Origin of the sequence: Niallia alba (assembly GCF_012933555.1) — a bacterium.
In the GTDB taxonomy this organism is placed as follows: domain Bacteria; phylum Bacillota; class Bacilli; order Bacillales; family Cytobacillaceae; genus Niallia; species Niallia alba.
Genome location: NZ_JABBPK010000001.1, coordinates 3810896 through 3834391, shown reverse-complemented (window position 1 = coordinate 3834391; position 23496 = coordinate 3810896). Strand labels below are relative to the sequence as shown.

The window sequence follows — 23496 nt, the reverse complement described above, 5'->3', positions numbered from 1 at the left end:
CTTAGGAGAACACGAGGAAGATAGATGGGAAATCAGCTGTCCGTTAAGGTCCGATTGGTTCAACTAACCTTCAGTGAGGGAGGAAGGAAAACCCCCCACTGATGGAAGTTTCACTTTATACAACGAAATGGAAGGATGATTGGATGGTACAAGAAGTCAATAAATCAATCTCGTTAATTGAACAGTCTGAGAAATATGGAGCAAAAAATTATAATCCACTCCCAATAGTCATTTCGGAAGCAGAAGGTGTGTGGATTAGCGATCCTGAAGGAAATAAATATATGGATATGTTAAGCGCATATTCTGCTCTAAACCAAGGTCATCGTCATCCCAAAATAATTGAAGCGTTAAAAAGACAAGCAGATCGTGTTACGTTAACATCCCGTGCTTTTCATCATGATCAATTAGGTCCTTGGTATGAAAAAATCAGTGCACTAACTAAGAAAGAAATGGTTCTACCGATGAATACAGGAGCTGAAGCGGTAGAAACTGCTATTAAAGCTGCAAGAAGATGGGCGTATGATTGTAAAGGAGTAGAAAAAGATAAGGCAGAACTAATCGTATGTGAAGGGAATTTTCATGGAAGAACAATGGGAGCCGTTTCCCTTTCCTCTGATAACGAATATAAGCGGGGGTTTGGGCCACTGTTGCCTGGAATTAAAATTATTCCTTATGGAGATATAAATCAATTGAGAGAGGCTATTACAGAGCATACAGCCGCATTTATTGTTGAGCCAATTCAGGGAGAGGCAGGTATTATCATTCCTCCTCAAGGTTTCATGGAAGAAGCATATGAATTATGTAAAGCAAAAAATGTTTTGTTTATTGCAGATGAAATCCAAACAGGCCTATCAAGAACAGGCAAATTATTTGCGAGTGAATGGTACGGTATTGTACCAGATATGTATATATTAGGAAAAGCGCTTGGAGCGGGTGTGTTTCCTATCTCTTGTGTAGTTGCTGATTCAGACATTCTAGGAGTATTTAATCCAGGCTCTCATGGATCAACATTTGGTGGAAACCCATTAGCTTGTGCTGTATCGATTGCTGCGCTAGATGTCATTATAGAAGAAAATTTAACCGATCGTTCGCGACAATTAGGAGATTATTTTCTACAAAAATTAACAGAAATTAAAAACCCTATTATAAAAGATATTAGAGGAAGAGGATTATTTATTGGAGTTGAGCTTACGGTAGAAGCAAGATCCTACTGTGAAAAGCTAAAAGAAGTGGGATTATTATGTAAAGAGACTCATGAAACGGTAATCCGTTTTGCTCCTCCATTAACGATTACAAAGGAAGAGCTAGATTGGGCGCTAGAACGTATAAAACAAATATTAAATAGTCCAATTTAAAATACGCTCTTATAGATAAAAGCTGACATTTAATAAAGAAGGCATGTCAGCTTTTATCTGTTAAATTTGTTAATTATCGAGTCGATCTAGGTTCGGGGTCTCGAACAACCTCTGCAGTTGGCTTAAATAGCAGCCCAAGGTTTATTAAGCCGGCAATTCCAACAAGACCATAGATAATTCGGGAGATTGCAGCTCCTTGACCACCGAAAATGCTTGCAACTAGATCAAATTGAAAGAAACCAATTAGTCCCCAATTTATTGCTCCTACTATTGTTAAAACCAATGCAATTCTTTGGATTGCGCTCATATTGTATCCTCCTTATAGTAGAATCCCTTTTATTTTTTGTTAAATCCATAAAACTATACATACAGAAAAGTTGTACGAATAATTCATAGTTGAGAATACACATACTATCAGTCGGTGCGAAGCTTAATCTTTTGATTTTCCGAGCAGTTTGATTAATAATTAGGCATACACATTAGTTTTTGTTACTAATTTTAAAAAGAAATGGGAGGCGTTTTATTTGGAAAACTTTGTTTTTTATAACCCAACAAAACTTATTTTTGGTAAAGGGCAATTGGCGCAATTAAAAGATCAATTAGCTTCCTATGGAGAGAAAATCCTGCTTGTTTACGGGGGAGGAAGTATTAAAAGAAATGGTCTTTATGATAAAGTAATGGCTATCTTAAATGAACATGGTAATGAGGTATTTGAATTATCTGGTGTAGAGCCAAATCCTCGCTTAACTACTGTACAGCGTGGAGTAGATATTTGCAAAACAGAAGGAATTGATTTCATTTTAGCAGTTGGTGGAGGCAGTGTTATTGACTGTACAAAGGCTATAGCTGCCGGTGCAAAATTTGATGGAAACCCATGGGAGTTCATTACGAAAAAAGCAGCTCCAAAAGCAGCTTTACCGTTTGGAACAGTTTTAACGCTTGCTGCAACTGGATCAGAAATGAACGCTGGATCTGTTATAACAAATTGGGAAACACAAGAAAAAGTTGGCTGGGGAAGTCCATTTACATTCCCTGTGTTCTCTATCTTGGATCCGGAAAATACATATACAGTTCCAAAGGATCAAACGATATATGGAATTGTGGATATGATGTCTCATGTTTTTGAACATTATTTCCACTTAGAAGAACATACAGAACTTCAAGATTATATGTGTGAATCTGTATTAAAAACTGTCATAGAGTTTGGACCAAAACTTGTTAATGACTTAGAAAATTATGAATATCGAGCTGCTATTTTATATTGCGGTACGATGGCTCTAAATGGAATGCTCAATATGGGATACCGTGGTGATTGGGCTTCACATAATATTGAGCATGCTGTTTCAGCAGTATATGATATTCCTCATGGTGGTGGACTTGCAATTCTATTCCCTAATTGGATGAAACATAATTTATCTGTAAAACCAGAACGTTTTAAACAATTAGCCGTTCGTGTATTCGGCGTAGACCCAGAAGGGAAAACAGCAGAAGAAAGTGGGCTTGAGGGAATTGAAAAACTTCGTGCTTTTTGGAATGAGTTAGGAGCTCCTTCCCGTTTAGCTGATTACGCCATTGATGATAGCAAGTTAGAATTAATGGTTGAAAAAGCAATGACAAATGGTGGATTTGGGAATTTTAAAGTGTTAAACGAAAAGGATGTTTTAGCAATTTATAAAGCATCTCTATAAAAGAATAAAAACGTACAAACATTTTGTATGAATTGTTTGTACGTTTTTATGCAACAGAGAAGGAAATTGAATAATTGGTGAAAAATGAAAAAAAAAGATATTGTATTCGCTTTCATAACGAGTTCTTTCTTGATTCCTTTTTCTACTTCCGATAAAGTGGAAGAGGAGTATAAATAAATATTATATTGGAGGATCATTTATGACACACGTTCGTTTTGATTACTCAAAGGCATTAAGCTTCTTTGGAGAACACGAAATTACATATTTAGAAGATGCAGTAAAAGTTGCTCATCATTCCTTGCATGAAAAGACAGGACAAGGAAGCGATTTCTTAGGATGGATAGATCTTCCTGTAGCATACGATAAAGATGAATTCGCACGCATTTTAAAGGCATCAGAAAAGATTAAAAGTGATTCAGAGGTATTACTTGTAATTGGTATTGGTGGTTCTTATTTAGGCGCACGCGCAGCAATCGAAATGCTAAATCATAGTTTCTACAATTCTTTATCTAAAGAAAAGAGAAAAACACCACAAATTATCTTCATTGGAAAAGATATTAGCTCCACTTATATGAGTGATGTCATTGATTTCCTTGGCGATAAAGATTTCTCTATTAATGTTATTTCTAAATCAGGAACAACAACAGAGCCTGCAATTGCGTTCCGTATTTTCCGTAAATTATTAGAACAAAAATATGGAGTAGAAGAAGCAAGAACGAGAATTTATGCTACTACTGATAAAGCTCGTGGGGCGTTAAAAACTTTAGCGATGGAAGAAGGATATGAATCATTCATCATTCCTGATGATGTAGGTGGACGTTATTCTGTGTTAACACCAGTTGGTTTATTGCCAATCGCTGTTAGTGGTGCAGATATTACGGCTATGATGGAAGGTGCGGCAGCTGCACGAACTGATTTCAGTACATCTGAATTAAAAAATAACATTGCTTATCAATACGCAGCAGTTCGTAATGTCCTTTATAATAAAGGAAAAACAATTGAAATGTTAATTAACTATGAGCCAGGCTTGCAATATTTCTCTGAATGGTGGAAACAATTGTTTGGTGAAAGTGAAGGGAAAGATCAAAAAGGGATTTATCCTTCTTCTGCAAACTTCTCAACAGACTTGCACTCATTAGGACAATATGTTCAAGAAGGCCGTCGCGATATTTTTGAAACAATTGTAAAAGTAGACAAGCCTCGTCATGAATTAGTTATTGAAGCAGAAGAAAATGACTTAGACGGTTTGAATTACTTAGCAGGACAAACTGTTGACTTTGTAAACAATAAAGCATTCGAAGGAACACTGCTTGCACACACAGATGGTGGAGTACCAAATCTTATTGTAACAATTCCAGAAATGAATGAATATACATTTGGATATCTAGCATATTTCTTCGAAAAAGCTTGCGCAATCAGCGGTTATTTACTAGGTGTAAATCCATTTGATCAACCAGGAGTAGAAGCATACAAAGTAAATATGTTCGCATTGCTTGGTAAACCAGGATTTGAAGAGAAAAAAGCAGAATTAGAAAGTCGTTTATAAGATTGTAGTGATGAAGCTATCGGTAAACTCAGAAAATGAGGGTTACCGATAGTTTTTTTAGTTTCTCTTTCTATTCTATTGATGCCATTTCGCTTTTCAAAATGTTTAAAGGTTTCATGAAAGGTTAAATAAATAGAAATAGGTATTAGAAGGAGGAAGTAGGGATGCTTGTGGAAAAAGAACAGTTATTAATTAAAACATTACAGGAATGTATGATTGTTTGTAACCATTGTCTAAATGAATGTTTAGCAAGTGAGAAGGTAACACCAATGCTTGATTGTATTCATGCCAATAGAGAATGTATACAGTTTTGTAGTTATTTAGAACAAGCTATTATTAGAAAGTCTCCATATGCAAAAGAGTTTGCGGAGATTTGCTTATCTGTATGTACCGATTGCGCTAGCGAATGCAAGAAACATGACCATCGCCATTGCCAATATTGTGCAGAAATTTGTATGGAGTGCGCTAATGCTTGCAAAACTTTTTTAGAAGCTTAAGGATAATCCTTAAGCTTCTGAGGCATACTTTTTGTTTCTTGAAAAGCGAGTAGTATGCCTCAGAAAATAATCTATTATTAAATAACTTCACTTAGGCTAAGTGATAATAATTAATTCATCATTCTCTTCAAACTGGAATGCAGGATTAGGATTAAGGTAACTAGTCCCCCCTCTTTTCACCCCTAATAATAGCTTTCCATCTGCTAATAAATAATTGTTTAATATCAAATAGTCTCCTAATTCACCATGAATATTTGTTAAAGGGATAAATTGAAGCTTCTTATCCTTCAGTTGATTTAAAAGCTCCAGAAATGCAATCATTGTATCTTGAGAAGTTAAACTATTGTGCATAACAAAGCTCGTTAAACTATTTGTCTCAATAATTTCATCTGCACCAGCTCTTTTAGCGTTCTGGATTTGTTCTGCAGTTAGTATTTCAACAATACATGGTATCTTAGCATTCAAACCTTTTATCGCAAGTAACGACAATATTGAATGCATGTCAGCTTGTAACTCTTCTTTGTTTTGATCAGCTGTAATAATAACCTTACTAGCGGTCATTATATTTGCTTTCAGCAGGACGCTGTCTAAGTTTGAATTGCCTCTTACGAAGTGAATGGTTTCTGGCACTGGATTGGTTGTTAAAGACTCATCAACTAATGTAATAGGGATATTTTCCTGGTCTTTAATAATAGAATGAATAATCAGCTTTGACCGTTCATTCCACCCAATGATAATCAAGTGGTTTTGCCCTTTATAAGTCGTTTTTCCTTCTAGATAAGCATTTTGTTTAGCTACAGCCGCAGTAGCTAATGTCACTAAATAGGTCGAAAGGAATCCTACCCCTGTTAATATTAATAACATTCCTGTTATTCTCCCCAAAACGGTAATGGGAGCATAATCACCATAGCCAACTGTGGAAGTCGTAATAATCGCCCACCAGATTCCTTCAAATATAGTGGGAAATGTTTCTGGTTCAATAAAGGTGATAAAGAAACCGAATAGGATAATAATAGTTAAAGAAATTGTTAATACACGAATACTTAACGGTAATCTTAAGAATCTAGAAAGTATAGAATTAGGCAAAGTAAACACCTCATAAAGTTGTTATCCTTTGCATTATTGACCAATAAAAAAACTTTCATAATCAAATGAAAGTTTTTTAGTAGAATATACTCAAAGTTCTATCTGATAATAATCAGCAATCTTTTTTTGTTCTGTTTGAAAGTCATCATAACCATTCAAGTTATAAAGCATTCCCTTGATAATTGGGACTCTTGGTTCTTCTGCATGGATTTCTGTCATTAATACTTCCAATGTTACTTCTATCTCTTCCTTATTTGCAATATGCTCCATTTTCTTTTGAATAGAGTTAATAGCATCTACTATATGTTGATGATTATCTTCCATAAAGTTGATAGCAGGCTTCTTAATAATATATTTAAGAAAAACATTGGAAAAGAGAGGATGCTCGTTCTCTTTTACCATATCCGTTATAATGGAATCTAATCTTTTTAATAAGTAACTGGCAATATCTTTGGACGAGACATTAATGGAATCTAAAATCGAAACTTTCAAAAAAGAATGAATAAGTCCATCTTGGATAATAAGCAAATCTAAAAGGTATTTCTTCTTCTCTTCCCCATAAATAGCAAGGAGACCTTTTAGATTATAGTCTTGCAGTTCTGCTTGCATTTTTGCTAAGAGTTCCTTAATAGAATTGTTTAAAGGAATTGCCTGTTCTTTTGATTGCATAATGATAAACTCTTTATGCTTTAATGCGTGATCGAACATAAAGGTCAGTTGATCTATATATTTATCTCTAGATGGGACTGGCCTTTGACTAATTTCTTCAAGTGTTTCGATCAGTTCATCATAATAATATTGTAAGATTTTATAAAGAAGGGAATCTTTTGATTTAAAGTATAAATAAAAGGCACCTTTTGATATCCCACAATCACTTGCAATTTCTTGTACAGATGTAGAAGAAAAGCCTTTTTGCGCAAAAAATTTTATCGCAGAATCGATAATTATTTTTTCTTTTTCTTTCACGTAATTTCCTCCTGTGCATATAGGAAGTAAAGTTGACTAAACGGTCATAATGATATTGAATTTGTGACTAGTTAGTCAAATTATATAGTAAATGAAAAGAAAAATCAATTAATAGAGCTTTTCTTCGCAGCTCTTTGGTGAGAAGTAGAGAATTTTCGAATTGTATGAATGAGGGATTTGCTATATGATAGTAGTCAGAAAAGATTTAAGAACAAAAGTTGAGTAATCCAATTGGTTTATAATGTTTAAAAGAGCTGATTACTTGACGTTAATTTCTTATGATTGTAAACTTACTTACGCATAGTAAGTGAAAAGGGGATTAATAATCTAAATTCTTTTTTCACAAACTATAAGATGAAATTTATTTATAAGTGATATATTAGCTGATACATGAAGGAATAATACGACAAAAAGGGGATTTTCGAATGGATCAAAATATTATCGATCTTCTTCAAGATAAAATGGAAATAATCGCATTTAATGAAGAACAGAATTTAAGCTTAGTTGGACCAGTGAAACTGCCAGTTCAATTAGATGATCAAGTGGTTACTTTTCAATGGTATACATGGTTACCAATAAATAAAAATGAAACGAAAGAAGAAGTTCTTCGTTCCTTACCAGCTCTAGATTTAGCAGATTATCAACAATCATCTGTTTTAGTGTATGGGGACTTCGCATCAGAAGAAAATGCATTAATACGTATGCATAGCATTTGTCATACGGGCGACATTTTCGGTAGTAAACGGTGTGATTGTGGATATCAATTAAAAGAATCTATGAGAATGATTGTGGAGAATGGAAATGGCGCACTCTTTTATTTAGCCAATCATGAAGGAAGAGGTATTGGATTATTTACAAAATCCCTTGCGTACCTTTTACAAGAAAATGGTTTCGATACAGTAGAAGCGAATCTTGCACTTGATTTCCCAGATGATTTGAGAAGCTATGAAGCACCTCTTAAAGTACTTCAATTTCTTCGTCAAAAGCCAGTGAAATTAATAACCAACAATCCTAAAAAGCTAGAAGCTCTTAAGAAACTGGGGCTAACAGCTGAAGAAAATGTTCCGTTATGGGGGGATGTTTCTTCTTATAATGAGAATTATTTAAAGACAAAAGTTAATAAATCTGGTCATATTCCCTTGAAAAATACGGTGACCATTTAAGGAGAATAGGTATGAAGCTTGATCAAGATTATATGAGAATGGCGTTGGAACTTGCAGCATCAGCACTAGGGAAGACAAATCCGAATCCAGTGGTGGGAGCTGTGATTGTAAAGGATGGAGTAATTGTCGGCACAGGTCTTCATCGGAAAGCTGGAGAACCACATGCTGAAGTCCATGCTTTTAGAATGGCAGGAGACCATGCAAAAGATGCAACCCTTTATGTTACATTAGAGCCTTGCTCACACTATGGAAAAACGCCGCCATGTGCACTTTTGGTTAAAGAATCTGGGGTGAAAAGGGTAGTAGTGGCAACAGAAGATCCTAATCCACAAGTAGCGGGTAGGGGAATTAACATCTTAAGAGAAGCGGGAATTGAGGTTGAAGTTGGAATCTTACAAAAAGAGGCCCAACAATTAAATGAGCGTTTTATCCATAATATGATTCACGGAACTCCGTTTGTCATTTCCAAGGTTGCAATGACTTTAGATGGAAAAATTGCTACTCATACTGGACATAGCCAATGGATTACGGGTGAAGCGGCAAGAAAGGAAGTCCATCTTTTAAGAAACGAAGTGGATGGTATTTTAGTTGGTATTGGAACAGTATTAGCAGATAATCCTAGATTGACAACCCGATTAGAGGGACCATCAAAAAATCCTATTCGTATTATTTTGGATGCTAATTTAAGGACTCCTTTAGAAGCTCACATAACAGATTGTAAGGAAGCGAAGACAATTATTGTAACTTCTGCAATTGCTCATTCTTCCAAAGCAATTGCTTTGGAAGAAAAGGGAGTAGACCTATTGACAGTTCCTTCTATTAATGGGCAATTAGATTTAAAAATAGCATTAAAGGAATTATATAAGCGCGGAATTACGGATATTCTTCTTGAAGGCGGAAGTGAAGTAAATGCAAGCTTTATGCGGCAAGGACTTATTAACAAGTATCTAGTATATATTGCCCCTAAAATAGTAGGTGGTACAAATTCCTATACGCCATTTAGAGGAGAAGATATTGATAAAGTAGAGGAGGCTGTACCATTACGTTTTGAAAAGACGGAATGGGTTGGAGCAGATATTAAAATAACAGCTTATCCTGTGAGTAATAAATAGTAATTCTATGGAGGAAGTCAATGAAGTTTGGGTTTGATATAGATGATACACTTATCAATTTAAGGCAGCATGCTTTTGAACTTTATAATAAAAAGTTAAAGAAGAATATTACGTTAGAAAGCTTCCATGCATTAAAAACAGTCGAAATTCATGAACCATTTGGATTAAATGCTATTGAAGGAAAGCAATTATGGGATTCCCTTAGGGAAGAGATTTACTTTACAACTTGTCCCCCTTTTCCATCAGCAATAGAAACACTAAATGAGCTTGTAAGTCATGGTCATGAGGTTTATTATATTACGGCACGGAAAAAACAATTTGCAGAAAAAACGAAAGATTGGATGAGAGAAGTAGGTTTTCCAATTTTGGATAGTCATTTTTATTGCGGAATGGAAGATCATGAAAAAATAGCTATCATCCAAGCGCTTAAGTTAGACTATTATTTTGATGATAAGCCAGCTGTACTGGAAACACTTCAAGAACAATCAACAAAGCTTTATGTGAAAGATCATCCATATAATCAGCATCTTGAGTTTAATCGTATTAATGATTGGGCACAGCTAAGAGAACTGTATTAGCGTTGATCACAAAGAGGTTGGGACAAAACAAAATATATAATAGATAAAGAGGAATCATTTCTCATTTAGTAGCGAAACCAACTCGTTCCATTACGCTACAGACACTCCCTTTCTGCAGGAGTTGAGTGTCCTCCGCTCCATTTCACTCCGTTTTTAAAGGTTGTTTCGTTCCACCATTTTTTAAAAAGAAAATATAATGGGTAATACAAAGCAGACTGAATACACGGAGACTCCTATGGGAGCATATCATTCAGTCTGCGGGTAATAACCACAAATATTCTTTCTTAAAATGAATAAACCCCAAACAATTATACGAACCTTTCTTAGCATGTACGTATAATCGTTCGGGGTTATTTGGTTGAAAATACTTATGTCCCAGCTTCTCTTAAAACTCCACTGATAGAAGTTTTTTATAGCTTCATGCCGATTCTGCTCTTATATCGTTTGATAAGAATTTGACAGTCTACACTAACAACACCTTTTATTGCATACAATTTATTTGTGAGAAAGGACTCCATTTCTTGGTTATCAATAAATATTCCATGCATATGTAATTTACTTGGACCTGTCATATGGTACAGACTTGTAACCGCAGGATCATCTGCAAGTGTATTAGCCACGCTTTCTAAGTATTGAGGTTCTACATCAACATTAAAGAAAGCAGAGACCGTTTTCCCAACTTTAGCAGGATTAATAACAGTTGTGAACTTCTCAATTATGCCATTTTCAAATAAAGTATTTACTCTTGTTTGAACAGCAACTCGAGAAATCCCAATTTCTTTTCCGATATCTGTATAGGAGATCCGGCTATTCTCGTGAAGCAAGGACAAAATATGTCGATCAATTTTATCTAATTTTATATTAGGAACATAAAACTTTTTATCCATAAAAAATCCTCCAACTAATTTTCTTCGCCTTAATTGTTTAACTTAAGTGAGGAACAATGAGGCCACCGTAAAGAAAGGCAAGTATAATGACAAATGCGGGATGCACCTTCCATTTTTGTAGCAATAAAAATGCAACTAATGCAATAACACCTGATTGAATAATACCTATGGAATGATAGGAATCCTGAAACATTTCAAAGGTCAAAACTAGCATTAATGCTGTTATGACAGGTTGAACTAGAAGGGTCATACCTTTAACAATCACTGAATCCTGATGTTTTCTCATTATTTTCAATAAAAAAATAAGTGCTATAGCTGAAGGGAGGATGGTTGCAAGTAAAGCAATAAAAAACCCTCCCCAACCACCAACTCCAAATCCTACATAGGCAGCGATTTTTGTCGCAATTGGACCAGGTAAGGCATTAGCAAAAGCTAACATATTCGAAAACTCAGTGTTGGATAACCAATTATATCTATTTACTATTTCTTCATACATTAACGGAATAGAAGCGGGACCGCCTCCATATCCCAATAAATTAGCAACAAGAAAACTGAGAAAAATACTGACAAATATCATATTCACTGGCCTCTTTCTTTCTTATGTATAAATTTTTCTTTTAGTTTAAAATGGAATGCTCCATAGGTAAGAAAAACGAGCACAACAATACCAGGATGAATGGAAAATGTTTGTAAGAGGATGAGACAGACAATGGTAAGTCCAATTCCCACATAGATTCCCAGGCCTTTCACTGCTTTTTCTCCAAATTCATATGCCATTAAGCCAAGCATGACGGCAATTACAGGAACAACTGCTGAAATCATGCTTGTTATTATTGGTGAGTGACTAAGAATAGATATAAAGGAAAATAAGAATACCATTGCCAAACAAGTCGGTAATATGTGAGCTAGAACACTAACGATTGCTCCGACAGTTCCCTTTTGGCGATAACCTAAATAGGCGGCTATTTTAGTAGCAATTGGCCCAGGGAGTGTATTGGCAATTGCTAATACGTCTCCAAATTCTTCATTATCCATCCATTTATATTTTGTCACCGCTTCGTGACGAATTAGTGGAATGACAGAAGGACCTCCTCCAAATCCAAAAATACCTGCACGTAGCATGCCTAGAATTAAATCTTTATACATGAATTTATTTCTCCTTTCTTAACAAGTGTAACGATATAGAAAAAATAATTACGATACGTAACTATAATACCACGATTTATTATTAATGTGTTTAAAGAAAATGTTAAATCTATACTAATAGAAAGTTTATTTGGACTATCTTATCCATTGAAAAATAAATCAACATATAATAAAATAATAAAAATATATTTAAGTAAGAGTTATCTTCATCCTAGCTTTCGTAAATAATGGCTCATTATACTATTCCTTATTGCCTTAAGTCTAAACGTTTTCAGAAAGTAGTAGTTCAAATTATGATAGCAAAATAATTTAATGGTGTAGATATGAAATAATTTACCCACTCTTAATGGGCAGTAAGCTACAGCTTAAGTTGCGAAAAATCGCAGAAGCTAGGTGTTAAACTCTCCCGTAAAGGCGCGATAAGTGTAACTAACTATCAGTGGGAAATGAGAAAAACCAAACTGATGGAAGTTTTCTTTATAGGATGTAACCTTCTATATTTTTTAGGAATGATTATATTATTTTATGAAGTTTGAATATTCAGAAATATAAAGGAGGTACTTATATTTGAGAGAGCAATTGGAAAAAAGAATTAGAATTTCTGCAAAAAAAGAAATTGCCGATATAGTGATTACCAACGCTAAAATTGTTAATGTGTTTACAGGCGAAATAATGGAAGGGGACTTAGCAATTGCTGATGATACAATAGCTGGTATTGGGCGTTATAAAGGAAAACAAATAATTGATGGTCAAGGAAAGTATATTGTTCCTGGTCTCATTGATGGACATGTCCATATAGAAAGCAGTATGCTTACCCCTCAGGAATTTGCGAAAATTCTACTTTTGCATGGTGTTACAACTGTTATCACAGATCCACATGAAATTGCAAATGTTGCGGGGGCGGCTGGAATTCAGTATATGTTAGATAAATCTGAAGAGCTTCCGTTAGATATTCGTATAATGTTGCCATCTTGTGTTCCTGCTGTACCAGAGGACTCAAATGGTGCAACATTATATGCTAAGGATTTAGCGCCTTTTTATTCCCATGAAAGAGTACTAGGATTAGCAGAAGTTATGGATTTTCCCTCTGTTTTTGAAACGCAGACGGATATGATTGATAAACTAGTCCTGACAAAAAAACATAATCGCTTGATTGATGGGCATGCTGCAGGAATTGAAAGAGAGAAATTAAATGTTTATAGTGCGGCTGACATCCAAAATGACCATGAAGCAACAACATTACAAGAAGCAAAGGATCGGTTAGATTTAGGAATGTATCTGATGATTAGAGAAGGTACAGTGGCAAGAGATTTGAAGGCTTTGTTACCTGTTGTAACGTTGAGAAATTCACGTAGATGTTTGTTTGTAACAGATGATAAACTTGTAGATGATTTGGTGGAAGAGGGCAGTGTTGATCACAGTATACGCTTAGCAATAGAAGAAGGATTAGATCCGATTACAGCGATTCAGATGGCCACGATTAATGCTGCTGAATGTTTTAAACTAGATTCAATTGGAGCGGTATCTCCAGGCTATCGAGCTGATTTTCTACTTGTAGATAATCTTGAGAAATTAACCATTCACTCTGTTTTTAAAAATGGTCAATGTGTTGTAGAAAATGGAAAGTTAACAGATGAGAAATTTGTTAAACATCCTTATTTAGATGCTGAGTTACCTTCCATTAATTGTGCAGAAGTATCTTTAGAAGATTTAAAGCTTCCTTTAGCTTCTAACACATGTCATATCATCGAAATTATTCCCAATAGTATTGTTACAAAGGAAGTCATTGAAAAAGTAAACAGGCAAAATGGGTATTTTCAACCATCTATTGAAAAAGATCAATTAAAACTAGTAGTAGTGGAAAGACATCACCAAACTGGAAATGTAGGAAAAGCTATTGTAAAAGGATTCGGTTTTAAAAAAGGTGCAGTTGCTACAACCATTTCTCACGATTCACATAATATCGTTGCGGTAGGAACAAATGACGCTGATCTATTATTGTCCATTCATACATTACAGGACATAGATGGAGGAATTGCGGTTGTATCAGAAGGGATAGTAGTTGCTACATTGCCTTTACCGATAGCTGGCTTAATCTCGGATCAGGACTATTTAACGTTGTATGAGCAGTTAAAAATTTTGAATCATAATGTCAAAATTCTACAAGGGTATGATTCTTTTAATCCATTTTTAACATTATCCTTCTTATCATTAACTGTAATCCCAACCTTAAAATTAACGGATAAAGGATTATTTGACTTTTATGCTTTTTCTTATAAAGATATTGCTCTAGAGATTAAATAGTTTTTTATTTTTTAATCTTTTGTTCATTATTTGTTCATAATTATTCGTTATTCTATAAATAGGTTAAGAGTTTCCCCTCTTAAAATATATATTACCCGAAAGAAATTTCGGGCTTTTTTCATTTTTAATTTCCCTTTCCTCCATTAGTAGGAATTGTTAATAAGTAAATGAGATGTATGTTTAAAATTACTATATAAAGTGAATACTTTTATATAGGTATACAAATATACAAGGTAGACAAAGAACTTATAAGAAAAACAGGAATAATGAAAGCGTTTTCTGATATAATGAAGGTATAGATGATCTACTTACTAATAAGGAGTGGATAACGATGGAAGAACAAACAAACTTTTTTAATGGACTTAAATGGGGCGTTATTATTAGTATACCTTTATGGATTTCGTTTTTTGGTTGGATAAAATTATTAATTCATTTGGCTTAATAGAGAAGCTTCTTTGGAGTGTTAATTATATAAATAAAAAGAGGCTGGGACAAAACTAGATAGCCAATCTGTAAAGACGAACAATCTCTAATTTATCACTTAAATAAAGGTTCCTTTTATACAATGGTTATTTATGTTTTTAAATATAGTCAAGTGTAAAAACTAATTCGTTCCATTGCGCTACAGAAACTCGCTTTCCGCGGGGAGCAACCTAAGCCTCCTCGGCTAAAGCCTGTGGGGTCTAAAGATTGCTCTACTTCCCGCAGGAGTCGAGTGTCTTCCGCTCCATTCCACTCTGTTTTTAAAGGCAATTCCCTAAAAAATATTGTTTTTTTAGAAAAAATGAATTAGTAGGAAATATGGAGCAGCCTGAATACACGTAGACTCCTATGGGAGCTGCGAGAAAGTCCGAGACCCTGCAGGCCATAGGCCGAAGCGGCTCGGCGCTCGCCCCATGGAAAGCGAAGTGTATTCAGGCTGCGGATATTAACACTAACTGTACTGAAACAGCCTTTTATAAAACTAATAAAACCCGAACAATCATTTAGGATTATTTGATAGTTGTTCGGGTTTATCTATGACTGGAATACTTATTTCCCAGCCTCTTTTTATTCTTATGCTTGTGGTAGTGGAGGATCTATTCCTAAAACTTTCTCTCCATTAACGGTTAACCAAATATAGTAACGATCGATTTCTTTACCAAGGATCTTTTCGATTTTAGTAATTACTTTTTCTTGAACTTCAAAGGAAATTTGTGCAGTTTGTTCACCTAGAGGTACATTTTTAAGTCCAAGTGCATCTGCAATTTGTCTTGCTTGATCATAAGATACTTCGATATATTTGTCATACTCAGGTAAGTAAGCAGCTTCAGCAGGCTTTACTTGAAGTGACACAATTAATACTACAGCTAATAAACTCCATACTAATTTTTTCATAAAATCTCTCCCTTTTCATTTATGATTTTTTCTTTTAGTGCTATAAAAGTATCTACCACTAAGGGGTGATACATAGTACCCCGATTATTTAAGATTTCTTGAAATGCTTCTTCGGCAGCTTTGCCTTTTTTATATACTCTATCTGTTGTCATTGCATCGAAGGAATCGACGACTGATATAATGGCAGCTTCAATAGAAATCTCACTTTCTTTGAGACCTTTTGGATAACCTTTTCCATCATATCTCTCATGATGCTGTTCAACTATTAATCCAACTTCACAAAGAACAGGTATTTTTGTCTCTTCAAGTAAATCTCTACCAAATGTAGTATGTTTTTTCATAATGGCCCATTCATCTTCTGTTAATTTAGCGGGTTTTTGCAGAATTTCTAATGGAACTCGTACTTTGCCAACATCGTGAAAAAAAGAAGCCAAGTTTAATCTTGTAATCTGTTTTCTATTAAGATCTAATGCCTCTCCAACTAGCATGGAGTAGTGTTTAATTCTTTCACAATGATCTACTGTGTAACCATCCTTTTCTTCTATAGAAATCGCAAGTTCCATTAAATCTTTAGAACATTGACTATAATAATGAAAAACTGGTTGACTTGTTATATAAATAAATTCTGTAATTTCTTCTGCAGTAAAAATACTGTACTTTTTAATAGGGCTCTCAAAAAAAGCTTGTCCTGCTTTCATTTCAACAATATCTTCATCAGTTCGATGGGATAATTTCCCAGAGAGTATATAAAAATATTCAAAACCATCCCAATTATCTTCAGGAGTCATTGCCCAACTAGAACCAGGTTGTAATTTATGATAGATTACTTCGGTCCCATCTCCAGCAGCCATTAACGAAATTTGGAGACCTTTAAAATAAACGGTTTCTATAAACTCACCTGCATTAATGATGCCCACGATTTACTCCCTCTTCTCTTTATACAATAAAAATAGATTAATATAATCTATAAAAATTCAATTATAGTTATTTTAAATCATAAATAATGTTATTTTAATAGGTACATTAGATTATATTATATTCTATTGTTCAAAGGGGAATATTATCGAAATTTGTAAAACTTAACAAAAATATTGTATCAAAAGTTCTCTGGAAATAATAGCTTTAATTGTAAAAACCATTTGCTTAAATAATAAATATAGAATAATAGGTTAGCAGAGGGTAGGATAAGCAGAGGGAAAAGTAAGTTGTAGTGAAAAAAGAAATCTTTGAATTACGTTTACAAATAATGTATCATAAGAAGTAATAAATAGATGAAAAGGGCTAACCAAATACAAAGAATCGATCTTGTAAAGGTCAGCCCCTTATGGATTTTTAAATTAATTTTTATCTTTTACTTTTTGTTTTTTGGTGGAGTATCCACTTATTTGTTAACGTATTGGTATGTTTGAACAACGGACAGGTCTGTAGCCATTAATCGTTATCGTTACGAGAATTTCCGCCTTTTCGACCAATTTCTTGGTAAAATTCCTTGTCATGGTTTTCAGAGGTAGCCTGTCCACCTTTTTTACCAATCTCTTGGTAGAATTCCTTGTCGTGGTTTTCAGAAGTAGCTTCTCCACCCTTTTTACCGATTTCTTGGTAAAATTCCTTGTCATGGTTTTCAGAAGTAGCTTCTCCACCTTTTTTACCGATTTCTTGGTAGAATTCTTTGTCATGGTTTTCAGAAGTAGCCTGTCCACCTTTTTGTCCGATTTCCTGATAAAAATCCTTGTCGTGATTTTTAGAAGTAGCTTCTCCGCCTTTTCTACCTGCTTCTTCTCTGCTCATTTTGTTGTCTGCCATTTCTATCACTCCTATTAAAGATTTTTAATTAACGTTACATAGGTTATATAGCCGAATTCAAAGAGAATAAACATTAACATTTGTTTTTTTTAGTATAGTAAATATTGGTAAAGGGGAAATGTATGTATGATGGTTTCAAGAGAAAAATTTATGAAAGTGGTACAATTTGCTGAAGAATTAGGTTGCAAAGTTGTATATGATTCGACAAAAAAAATAAGTTTTAATACGAAAATGTATATTACAGTTCCATATCAACTTACATTGGAAAATATCTATGCACTTGCCCATGAAATTGGTCATGTTATTGATTATGTAAATGGTGAATTAGAACATGATAAATGGCTGCATGATTGGTCTTACCGTGTAAATGCGGAGATGAGTGCATGGGTCCATGCTTATAAATTACTAGAGAAGAATGGTGTTTCGTTACATAATTGGCAAACGCATGTAAATGCTAAGCTAGCAAATTATTTTATTCTTCCAGAAGTAATCTAAGGTGAACGTAATAATGTCGGACTAATAGAGGTAAGAGGCAGTTATTCCATTTCCTTGTCCAAAAGGAAGGAAAACTGCCTTTTATTAAGAAAAAAGTGAAATTTAAGGTTAAATTAAGCAGTTATTATTAAAATAGAGATAATATATACTTTTGTAATGTTGTAAAAAATGGAGAAGAAAGTAAGGAGAACTTTCAATGAAATTACTAATTGTAGAAGACAATAAACTGTTACTTGATTCTTTAAAAACAATACTGGAAACAGAATATACAGTGGACACGGCAGATAATGGGGAAGATGGAATGTTTTTTGCGGAACAGAATATTTATGATTTAATCATCTTGGATGTGATGCTCCCATATGTTAACGGTTTTGATATTGTTAAACAGATTCGAAAAGAGAAAATTAAAACACCAGTATTATTTTTAACTGCAAAAGATGCACTTGAAGACAGAGTGAAAGGGTTAGAATATGGAGGAGATGATTATCTCGTAAAACCATTTCAAACACCAGAACTTCAAGCACGCATTAAAGCTTTATTAAGAAGAAGTGGTTCTCTTGACCTAGATGAAGGTATCAAGTATAAGGGAATCGTCCTTACTGGGAAAGAAAATGATGTTTTGATTAATGAAGTTCCAATCAAATTAACAATAAAGCAGTATGATTTACTCGAATACCTTATTCAAAATAATGGAAAAATAGTAACGAAGGAGCAAATATTCGATCGAATATGGGGATTTGATTCAGATACGACCATTGCCATTGTGGAAGTGTTTATCCATCAAATTCGCAAAAAATTAGAACCTTTTGATTTTCATAAAGATATTCAAACTGTCCGAGGTGTAGGCTATATTTTGAAGGACTATTAAGGGGCAAATAGAAAAATGTTTCGTAAAACAAGAATCAGGCTAACTATATTAAATTCGATTGTCTTCATATTACTAATGGTTATAATAGGTTACACCATTTATCTATACACAGAAAAGCAAACATATCGTGAAGTTAATAATTCTCTTCTTAATGGAATAGAAGACTTGAAAAGAATGGGCGAAAGGGACGGTAGAGGACCGGTTCCCATGTTAGAGCCTAAATTAATGCTTATCCAATGGGGGACGAGTGGAGAAATCGAAGGGGCTTCGGAAAATTCATTTATTGATTATACAGCAGAACAAGAGTATTTAAAGCCAAGTTCTACTAATACATTAGAAAAGAAAACTTCTTCTGAAGGATATCGTTTTCAAACGATATCCACTAAGTTAGAGGTTAATGGGGAAACAAAAACGATTCAAATAGTAAGAAATATTGATTCTGAAGAGAGCATGCTAGCTCAATTAATCATTATTATGTCTGTTGGAATAGGTGTTGGCAGCCTATTTGCAGTACTGGGAGGTTACTTTTTAGCAGGTAGAGCTTTAATCCCTATTCAACGATCGTGGGAGGCTCAACAACAATTTGTTTCGGATGCATCCCATGAACTAAGAACACCGCTAGCTGTTATTCAGTCCCGTACGGATGTGCTTTTTCAAAAACCTGAAGCTACAATCCAGGAAAGAGCATTTGACATATCTGTCATTTCGAAAGAAACAAGAAGATTGAGTAAACTTGTAACAAATTTACTGACATTGGCTCGATCAGATTCAAACCAAGCAGAAATAGTAAAAACACAATTTGCTGTAGAAGAAGTCATTCAAGAGGTTGTGGAACAATATGAAGATATTGCAGATTTTCAAGGGAAAAAAATCTATGCTTCTGTAAAAAACAAAATTTCATTTATTGGTGATAAGGAGAGAATTCATCAATTGCTTGTTATTCTGGTTGATAATAGTATGAAGTTTACAATGGAAGGGGGAGAGATTGAGCTTCGAGCCATTGAGCGAGCTAATTCAGTAGTCATTATGGTAAAGGATAATGGAATAGGTATACCTAAAGAAGAGATTTCAAAAATTTTCAATCGCTTCTATCAAGTAGAGCAATCGAGAACAGATCGAGAAGGGACAGGTTTAGGCCTTTCTATTGCGAAGTGGATCATTGAAAAACACGATGGTTCTATAAAGGTAGATAGTGCGTTAAATAAAGGGACCACTTTTGAAATAAATTTTCCAAAATAAAAATGCTATTTCCAAGATGGTTATTCACCAGATTGGAAACAGCATTTTTTCTGCTAGATATGCATATCTTTAGCAAGGAATCCTTGTTGTTTAATCATTTTTGCATTACTTGGATAGTAGGATTTATTATAAAAGTTTGCAATTCGATCGGTCCAGCCTACGGGGTTTTCTCCTCGGTTCTTTAAGTATTCTTTATATGTATCGTTATAGTTTTCAATGAAAGGCTGTTGATTTTCATCGTATTTTTCTTCTTGAAGAACACTTTTTAAAGGCAATCTAGGTTTTAAACCAGGATCCTCATCAGGGTAACCAACACAAAGTCCAGCAATAGGAATGACATAGGTAGGAAGCTGCAAAAATTCAATGACTTGTAAGGAATTGCGACGAATACCCCCTATTGGAACAGTACCTAATCCGAGTGATTCAGCAGCAGTAATGGCATTTTGCATGGCAAGCCCGACATCAGTGGCTCCTATTAAAAGTGTATCAATATCTTCGATTGCTTTAAAATCCTTTCCTTCCATCTCACTAGCAAGTTTTGCTCGATAGAAATCTGCGCAAAAAACAAGAAAAGCAGGGGAGTTATCCACATGTTTTTGATTCCCACATAATTCTGCCAATCTTTTCTTTCTCGCTTCATTTCGAATAAGGATAGCCGTTACATGCTGACCGTTCGTCCAAGAAGGGGCGGCTTGTGCTGCTTCCATAATCAATTGGAGTGTTTCGAAAGTTACTTCTTTATCCTGATACTTGCGGTAAGAACGATGGTTTTTCAATTGTTGTATTGTTTCATTCATGGATAGATTCTCCTTTTTTCGGTATTTTCTTTATCCCACTTTTAACAGGCAGTAAGACCTCATCTCAATCTGTGGAAAACCAAGGAAGCTTAATGGGAGATAACCGCCCGTTAAGGTCTGATAAGTTAACCATCAGTGCCCCCCACTGATGGAAGTTTTCTCTATTTTACCATACGATAGGGAGAATACTGCATTTAGTTGCTCTATCTACTCGTGCATAAAAATTAAAGGTAGATCAAATAGCTTTAATCCATAATAAACCCTACCAGATAATTGTCAGGTAGGGTCTATATTCTCTATAAAAGAGACTCTGCTCCATCAATATATACTTCTGTTCCAGTAATATGACTAGATAAATCAGAACTTAAAAAATATACTAAATCAGCCACTTGCTGTGCACTGCCTGATTGATGAGATAGTGGCTGGTTACCTTCCGGATATTCAACAGGGATGGCTATTTCTTCTAAGTGTTTTTCATCTTTAAAAGTATTCTTTTCTATATTTGTATCGATTGCACCTGGGCAAATCATATTCACTCGTATTTTGTATTGTGCTAATTCAAGTGCAGCCATTTTTCCAAAAGCTACTTGACCAGCTTTAGAGGTACTGTAAGCAGACATTCCAAAGTTTTTAAAAATGCGATTCCCATTTATGCTACTTGTAATTATAATGCTTCCTCCATTGGTTTTCATAAAAGGAACACTATATTTAACCGTTAAAAATGTACTTTTTAAATTTGTTTCAATCGTATTATCCCACTCGGATGGTGTTAGATCTTCGATGGAAGAAACTGCTCCGTTAATTCCAGCATTTATAAAAACCGTATCTATTTGCTGCCATTTTTCAACTGTTTCATCAATAGCCCGTTGAATAGAAGTGGGCTCTGCAACATTTGCTTCCAGCGATATAGCTACTTGACCTTTATTATTAATCGTTGCTTTTACTTCTTCTAAATCATCAGCATTTAAGTCTACTAATGCTACTTTCATGCCTTTGTCGGCAAGGGAGATGGCTGCAGCCCTTCCAATACCTGAAGCAGCACCAGTTATAATGGCTACTTTATTTGCAAGGTCATTCATGTGTGGGTCCTCCTCGATAAATATCGATATTGATATTGTTAGTATGATAGCTATAAGATACTAATATCCCTTTTTAACGAAATAGAAACGTTTTATTAATTAAATGAGAAAAGGAATACGAAATTTTCGAAAAAATCGAACGGATTAGGTAATATGGAAATAAAGGAGATGAATGATAATGAAAGCGATGATAATAGAAACATTTGGTGATTCTTCTGTTTTTAAATTGAAAGAAATAGAATCACCGGATTTATTGCCAGGTCAAGTGCGAGTAAAGGTAAAAGCCACGAGTGTCAATCCAATTGATATTAAAGTGCGATCTGGAGCTGTACCAGCGGTTTCTCCAGCCTTTCCTGCCGTATTACATGGAGACGTAGCAGGTGTTATTGAAGAATTGGGAGAGGGCGTAAAGTCCTTTCAAATAGGAGATGAAGTATATGGATGCGCAGGTGGTTTCAAAGGATTAGCAGGGGCATTGGCGGAATATATGATTGTGGATGCAAGGGTCCTAGCACATAAACCTCAGAATATTTCAATGGAAGAAGCTGCCGCAATCCCTCTAGTTGGCATAACGGCATGGGAGTCTTTATTTATCAAAGGTGGTTTAAAAGCAGGGAAGGATATTCTAATTCATGGCGGTACAGGAGGGGTGGGGCATATAGCTGTTCAGTTAGCTAGGTGGGCTGGAGCAACTGTTCATACAACGGTTTCATCCATGGAAAAACAAGCAATTGCAAGAGAATTGGGAGCAAATCATGTTATAAATTACCGAGAGACATCAGTTAAAGAATATGTGGGAAAATATACAGCTGGAAAAGGATTTCCGATTATTTTTGATACAGTTGGTGGTAGAAATTTAGATAATTCCTTTGAAGGTGCCGCTGTAAATGGAACAGTATTAACGATAGCTGCTAGATCTACACATGATCTAACTCCCTTACATTCGAAGGGACTCTCTTTCCATGTTACGTTTATGCTTCTTAAGCTGCTTGATGAAACAACTCGTTTTGAACATGGGGATATATTACGGAGTATTACTGCCGTAATAGAAGCAAATCGTTTAAAGCCACTACTAAATAAAAAAACGTTTTCCTTCGAGGACGTTGGAGAAGCACATGATTATTTAGAATCGGGTAATGCTGTAGGAAAAGTTGTTCTTGTGAATAAATGGTAGTATGTGTTAATCAAGAAGCATTGCATAAAAAATTCAGTAGACATCCAAAATACCTACGTAGCATATTAAGAAGGAGGAATAATGATGAGCTTTCAAAAGCCCAATCCCGATGATCGTTCTGATAATGTAGAAAAATTACAGGACATGGTGCAAAACACAATCGAAAATATCGACAAAGCAGAAGAAACATTGGTTAATGCGAGTTCTGACGAAAAAGAAATGCTTCAGCAGAAAAACAAGCGAAGAGAAGCTGCAATTCAATCATTTAAAGAAGAGATTCAAGATGAGGCATCTGATAGAGAAAATGGCTATCAGTAATTAAAAATCAACATTTTT

General features: G+C 34.7%; 24 protein-coding genes. 13 read left to right on the top strand and 11 right to left on the bottom strand.

Annotated elements, in window-relative coordinates:
- Window positions 1-143: 143 nt before the first annotated feature.
- A complete protein-coding gene (locus HHU08_RS18385) occupies window positions 144-1355 on the top strand; it encodes an ornithine--oxo-acid transaminase (RefSeq protein WP_101729564.1) in 1212 nt (403 codons plus the stop codon).
- A 73-nt stretch (window positions 1356-1428) separates the two neighbouring features.
- Here the strand turns inward: HHU08_RS18385 and HHU08_RS18380 are convergent, their stop codons facing one another.
- The gene (locus HHU08_RS18380; RefSeq protein WP_016202371.1) at window positions 1429-1662 is read right to left on the bottom strand and encodes a DUF378 domain-containing protein; all 234 of its coding nucleotides are present in this window, start codon (window positions 1660-1662) and stop codon (window positions 1429-1431) included.
- A gap of 217 nt (window positions 1663-1879) precedes the next feature.
- Here HHU08_RS18380 and HHU08_RS18375 point away from each other — a divergent pair, with 217 nt between their 5' ends.
- The 3 genes from HHU08_RS18375 to HHU08_RS18365 all read left to right on the top strand — a co-directional run bounded on the left by HHU08_RS18375 (window position 1880) and on the right by HHU08_RS18365 (window position 5086).
- On the top strand, window positions 1880-3043 hold the full coding sequence (locus HHU08_RS18375; protein ID WP_169189008.1) for an iron-containing alcohol dehydrogenase: 1164 nt from the start codon (window positions 1880-1882) through the stop codon (window positions 3041-3043).
- A gap of 199 nt (window positions 3044-3242) precedes the next feature.
- Complete coding sequence (locus HHU08_RS18370; protein ID WP_101729198.1) at window positions 3243-4589, top strand: glucose-6-phosphate isomerase; 1347 nt, start codon at window positions 3243-3245, stop codon at window positions 4587-4589.
- A gap of 164 nt (window positions 4590-4753) precedes the next feature.
- Window positions 4754-5086 (top strand): four-helix bundle copper-binding protein, encoded by a 333-nt coding sequence (locus HHU08_RS18365; RefSeq protein WP_016202368.1) that lies wholly within the window; start codon window positions 4754-4756, stop codon window positions 5084-5086.
- Between the two features lie 96 nt (window positions 5087-5182).
- On the opposite strand, the gene HHU08_RS18360 is transcribed toward HHU08_RS18365, so the two are convergent.
- Entirely contained in the window at window positions 5183-6172 is a 990-nt protein-coding gene (locus HHU08_RS18360; RefSeq protein ID WP_101729197.1) for a potassium channel family protein, read from the bottom strand.
- 90 nt (window positions 6173-6262) lie between these two features.
- Window positions 6263-7138, bottom strand: coding sequence for a TetR/AcrR family transcriptional regulator (locus HHU08_RS18355; protein WP_169189007.1), 876 nt, complete (start codon window positions 7136-7138; stop codon window positions 6263-6265).
- Window positions 7139-7563: 425 nt separating this feature from the next.
- Here HHU08_RS18355 and HHU08_RS18350 point away from each other — a divergent pair, with 425 nt between their 5' ends.
- Genes HHU08_RS18350 through HHU08_RS18340 form a run of 3 tightly spaced genes read left to right on the top strand, consistent with a single transcriptional unit; the run spans window position 7564 to window position 9991 of the window.
- The gene (locus tag HHU08_RS18350; protein ID WP_016202364.1) at window positions 7564-8301 is read left to right on the top strand and encodes a GTP cyclohydrolase II; all 738 of its coding nucleotides are present in this window, start codon (window positions 7564-7566) and stop codon (window positions 8299-8301) included.
- An 11-nt stretch (window positions 8302-8312) separates the two neighbouring features.
- The gene (gene ribD, locus HHU08_RS18345) at window positions 8313-9413 is read left to right on the top strand and encodes a bifunctional diaminohydroxyphosphoribosylaminopyrimidine deaminase/5-amino-6-(5-phosphoribosylamino)uracil reductase RibD (protein ID WP_016202363.1); all 1101 of its coding nucleotides are present in this window, start codon (window positions 8313-8315) and stop codon (window positions 9411-9413) included.
- 20 nt (window positions 9414-9433) lie between these two features.
- On the top strand, window positions 9434-9991 hold the full coding sequence (locus HHU08_RS18340) for a 5' nucleotidase, NT5C type (RefSeq protein WP_101729195.1): 558 nt from the start codon (window positions 9434-9436) through the stop codon (window positions 9989-9991).
- Between the two features lie 410 nt (window positions 9992-10401).
- Here HHU08_RS18340 and HHU08_RS18335 read toward each other — a convergent pair whose 3' ends face one another.
- From HHU08_RS18335 to HHU08_RS18325, 3 genes are read right to left on the bottom strand one after another with little or no spacing between them, the layout of a single operon-like run.
- Window positions 10402-10878 carry an Lrp/AsnC family transcriptional regulator gene (locus HHU08_RS18335; RefSeq protein WP_016202361.1) on the bottom strand — a complete coding sequence of 159 codons (477 nt, stop codon included), beginning with the start codon at window positions 10876-10878 and terminating at the stop codon, window positions 10402-10404.
- 37 nt (window positions 10879-10915) lie between these two features.
- Complete coding sequence (locus HHU08_RS18330) at window positions 10916-11455, bottom strand: chromate transporter (RefSeq protein ID WP_016202360.1); 540 nt, start codon at window positions 11453-11455, stop codon at window positions 10916-10918.
- Window positions 11456-11457: 2 nt separating this feature from the next.
- On the bottom strand, window positions 11458-12024 hold the full coding sequence (locus tag HHU08_RS18325; RefSeq protein WP_169189006.1) for a chromate transporter: 567 nt from the start codon (window positions 12022-12024) through the stop codon (window positions 11458-11460).
- Between the two features lie 567 nt (window positions 12025-12591).
- On the opposite strand from HHU08_RS18325, the gene ade reads away from it, so the two are divergent.
- Entirely contained in the window at window positions 12592-14328 is a 1737-nt protein-coding gene (gene ade, locus HHU08_RS18320; RefSeq protein ID WP_169189005.1) for an adenine deaminase, read from the top strand.
- Window positions 14329-15384: 1056 nt separating this feature from the next.
- Here ade and HHU08_RS18315 read toward each other — a convergent pair.
- From HHU08_RS18315 to gsiB, 3 genes are all read right to left on the bottom strand, one after another.
- Window positions 15385-15705, bottom strand: coding sequence for a hypothetical protein (locus HHU08_RS18315; protein ID WP_016202357.1), 321 nt, complete (start codon window positions 15703-15705; stop codon window positions 15385-15387).
- Entirely contained in the window at window positions 15702-16622 is a 921-nt protein-coding gene (locus HHU08_RS18310; RefSeq protein ID WP_101729192.1) for an HD-GYP domain-containing protein, read from the bottom strand. The genes HHU08_RS18315 and HHU08_RS18310 overlap by 4 nt, the downstream gene beginning before the upstream one ends.
- Window positions 16623-17136: 514 nt before the next feature.
- On the bottom strand, window positions 17137-17508 hold the full coding sequence (gene gsiB / locus HHU08_RS18305; RefSeq protein ID WP_016202355.1) for a glucose starvation-inducible protein GsiB: 372 nt from the start codon (window positions 17506-17508) through the stop codon (window positions 17137-17139).
- A gap of 126 nt (window positions 17509-17634) precedes the next feature.
- Here gsiB and HHU08_RS18300 point away from each other — a divergent pair, with 126 nt between their 5' ends.
- The 3 genes from HHU08_RS18300 (at window position 17635) to HHU08_RS18290 (ending at window position 20110) form a co-directional block, all read left to right on the top strand.
- On the top strand, window positions 17635-18003 hold the full coding sequence (locus tag HHU08_RS18300) for a hypothetical protein (protein ID WP_016202354.1): 369 nt from the start codon (window positions 17635-17637) through the stop codon (window positions 18001-18003).
- A gap of 196 nt (window positions 18004-18199) precedes the next feature.
- Window positions 18200-18871: a response regulator transcription factor gene (locus HHU08_RS18295; protein ID WP_101729191.1), complete on the top strand. Its 672-nt coding sequence runs from the start codon at window positions 18200-18202 to the stop codon at window positions 18869-18871.
- Between the two features lie 15 nt (window positions 18872-18886).
- Window positions 18887-20110, top strand: coding sequence for a sensor histidine kinase (locus tag HHU08_RS18290; RefSeq protein ID WP_169189004.1), 1224 nt, complete (start codon window positions 18887-18889; stop codon window positions 20108-20110).
- 53 nt (window positions 20111-20163) lie between these two features.
- Here HHU08_RS18290 and HHU08_RS18285 read toward each other — a convergent pair whose 3' ends face one another.
- Both HHU08_RS18285 and HHU08_RS18280 read right to left on the bottom strand, forming a co-directional pair.
- On the bottom strand, window positions 20164-20907 hold the full coding sequence (locus HHU08_RS18285; protein ID WP_169189003.1) for an NADPH-dependent oxidoreductase: 744 nt from the start codon (window positions 20905-20907) through the stop codon (window positions 20164-20166).
- A gap of 296 nt (window positions 20908-21203) precedes the next feature.
- Window positions 21204-21986, bottom strand: coding sequence for an SDR family oxidoreductase (locus HHU08_RS18280; RefSeq protein ID WP_101729188.1), 783 nt, complete (start codon window positions 21984-21986; stop codon window positions 21204-21206).
- Window positions 21987-22164: 178 nt separating this feature from the next.
- Here HHU08_RS18280 and HHU08_RS18275 point away from each other — a divergent pair, with 178 nt between their 5' ends.
- Both HHU08_RS18275 and tlp read left to right on the top strand, forming a co-directional pair.
- Window positions 22165-23160, top strand: a complete 996-nt coding sequence (locus tag HHU08_RS18275) for a zinc-dependent alcohol dehydrogenase family protein (protein ID WP_169189002.1) — start codon at window positions 22165-22167, stop codon at window positions 23158-23160.
- Window positions 23161-23244: 84 nt separating this feature from the next.
- A complete protein-coding gene (tlp, locus tag HHU08_RS18270) occupies window positions 23245-23478 on the top strand; it encodes a small acid-soluble spore protein Tlp (RefSeq protein ID WP_169189709.1) in 234 nt (77 codons plus the stop codon).
- Window positions 23479-23496 lie beyond the last annotated feature (18 nt).

Coding starts and splice junctions, on each gene's coding strand:
- HHU08_RS18385 (WP_101729564.1), top strand. CDS start 144: ATGGTACAAGAAGTCAATAAATCAATCTCGTTAATTGAACAGTCTGAG.
- HHU08_RS18380 (WP_016202371.1), bottom strand. CDS start 1,662: ATGAGCGCAATCCAAAGAATTGCATTGGTTTTAACAATAGTAGGAGCA.
- HHU08_RS18370 (WP_101729198.1), top strand. CDS start 3,243: ATGACACACGTTCGTTTTGATTACTCAAAGGCATTAAGCTTCTTTGGA.
- HHU08_RS18365 (WP_016202368.1), top strand. CDS start 4,754: ATGCTTGTGGAAAAAGAACAGTTATTAATTAAAACATTACAGGAATGT.
- HHU08_RS18350 (WP_016202364.1), top strand. CDS start 7,564: ATGGATCAAAATATTATCGATCTTCTTCAAGATAAAATGGAAATAATC.
- ribD (WP_016202363.1), top strand. CDS start 8,313: ATGAAGCTTGATCAAGATTATATGAGAATGGCGTTGGAACTTGCAGCA.
- HHU08_RS18340 (WP_101729195.1), top strand. CDS start 9,434: ATGAAGTTTGGGTTTGATATAGATGATACACTTATCAATTTAAGGCAG.
- HHU08_RS18335 (WP_016202361.1), bottom strand. CDS start 10,878: ATGGATAAAAAGTTTTATGTTCCTAATATAAAATTAGATAAAATTGAT.
- HHU08_RS18330 (WP_016202360.1), bottom strand. CDS start 11,455: ATGATATTTGTCAGTATTTTTCTCAGTTTTCTTGTTGCTAATTTATTG.
- HHU08_RS18325 (WP_169189006.1), bottom strand. CDS start 12,024: ATGTATAAAGATTTAATTCTAGGCATGCTACGTGCAGGTATTTTTGGA.
- HHU08_RS18315 (WP_016202357.1), bottom strand. CDS start 15,705: ATGAAAAAATTAGTATGGAGTTTATTAGCTGTAGTATTAATTGTGTCA.
- gsiB (WP_016202355.1), bottom strand. CDS start 17,508: ATGGCAGACAACAAAATGAGCAGAGAAGAAGCAGGTAGAAAAGGCGGA.
- HHU08_RS18300 (WP_016202354.1), top strand. CDS start 17,635: ATGATGGTTTCAAGAGAAAAATTTATGAAAGTGGTACAATTTGCTGAA.
- HHU08_RS18295 (WP_101729191.1), top strand. CDS start 18,200: ATGAAATTACTAATTGTAGAAGACAATAAACTGTTACTTGATTCTTTA.
- HHU08_RS18290 (WP_169189004.1), top strand. CDS start 18,887: ATGTTTCGTAAAACAAGAATCAGGCTAACTATATTAAATTCGATTGTC.
- HHU08_RS18285 (WP_169189003.1), bottom strand. CDS start 20,907: ATGAATGAAACAATACAACAATTGAAAAACCATCGTTCTTACCGCAAG.
- HHU08_RS18280 (WP_101729188.1), bottom strand. CDS start 21,986: ATGAATGACCTTGCAAATAAAGTAGCCATTATAACTGGTGCTGCTTCA.
- HHU08_RS18275 (WP_169189002.1), top strand. CDS start 22,165: ATGAAAGCGATGATAATAGAAACATTTGGTGATTCTTCTGTTTTTAAA.
- tlp (WP_169189709.1), top strand. CDS start 23,245: ATGAGCTTTCAAAAGCCCAATCCCGATGATCGTTCTGATAATGTAGAA.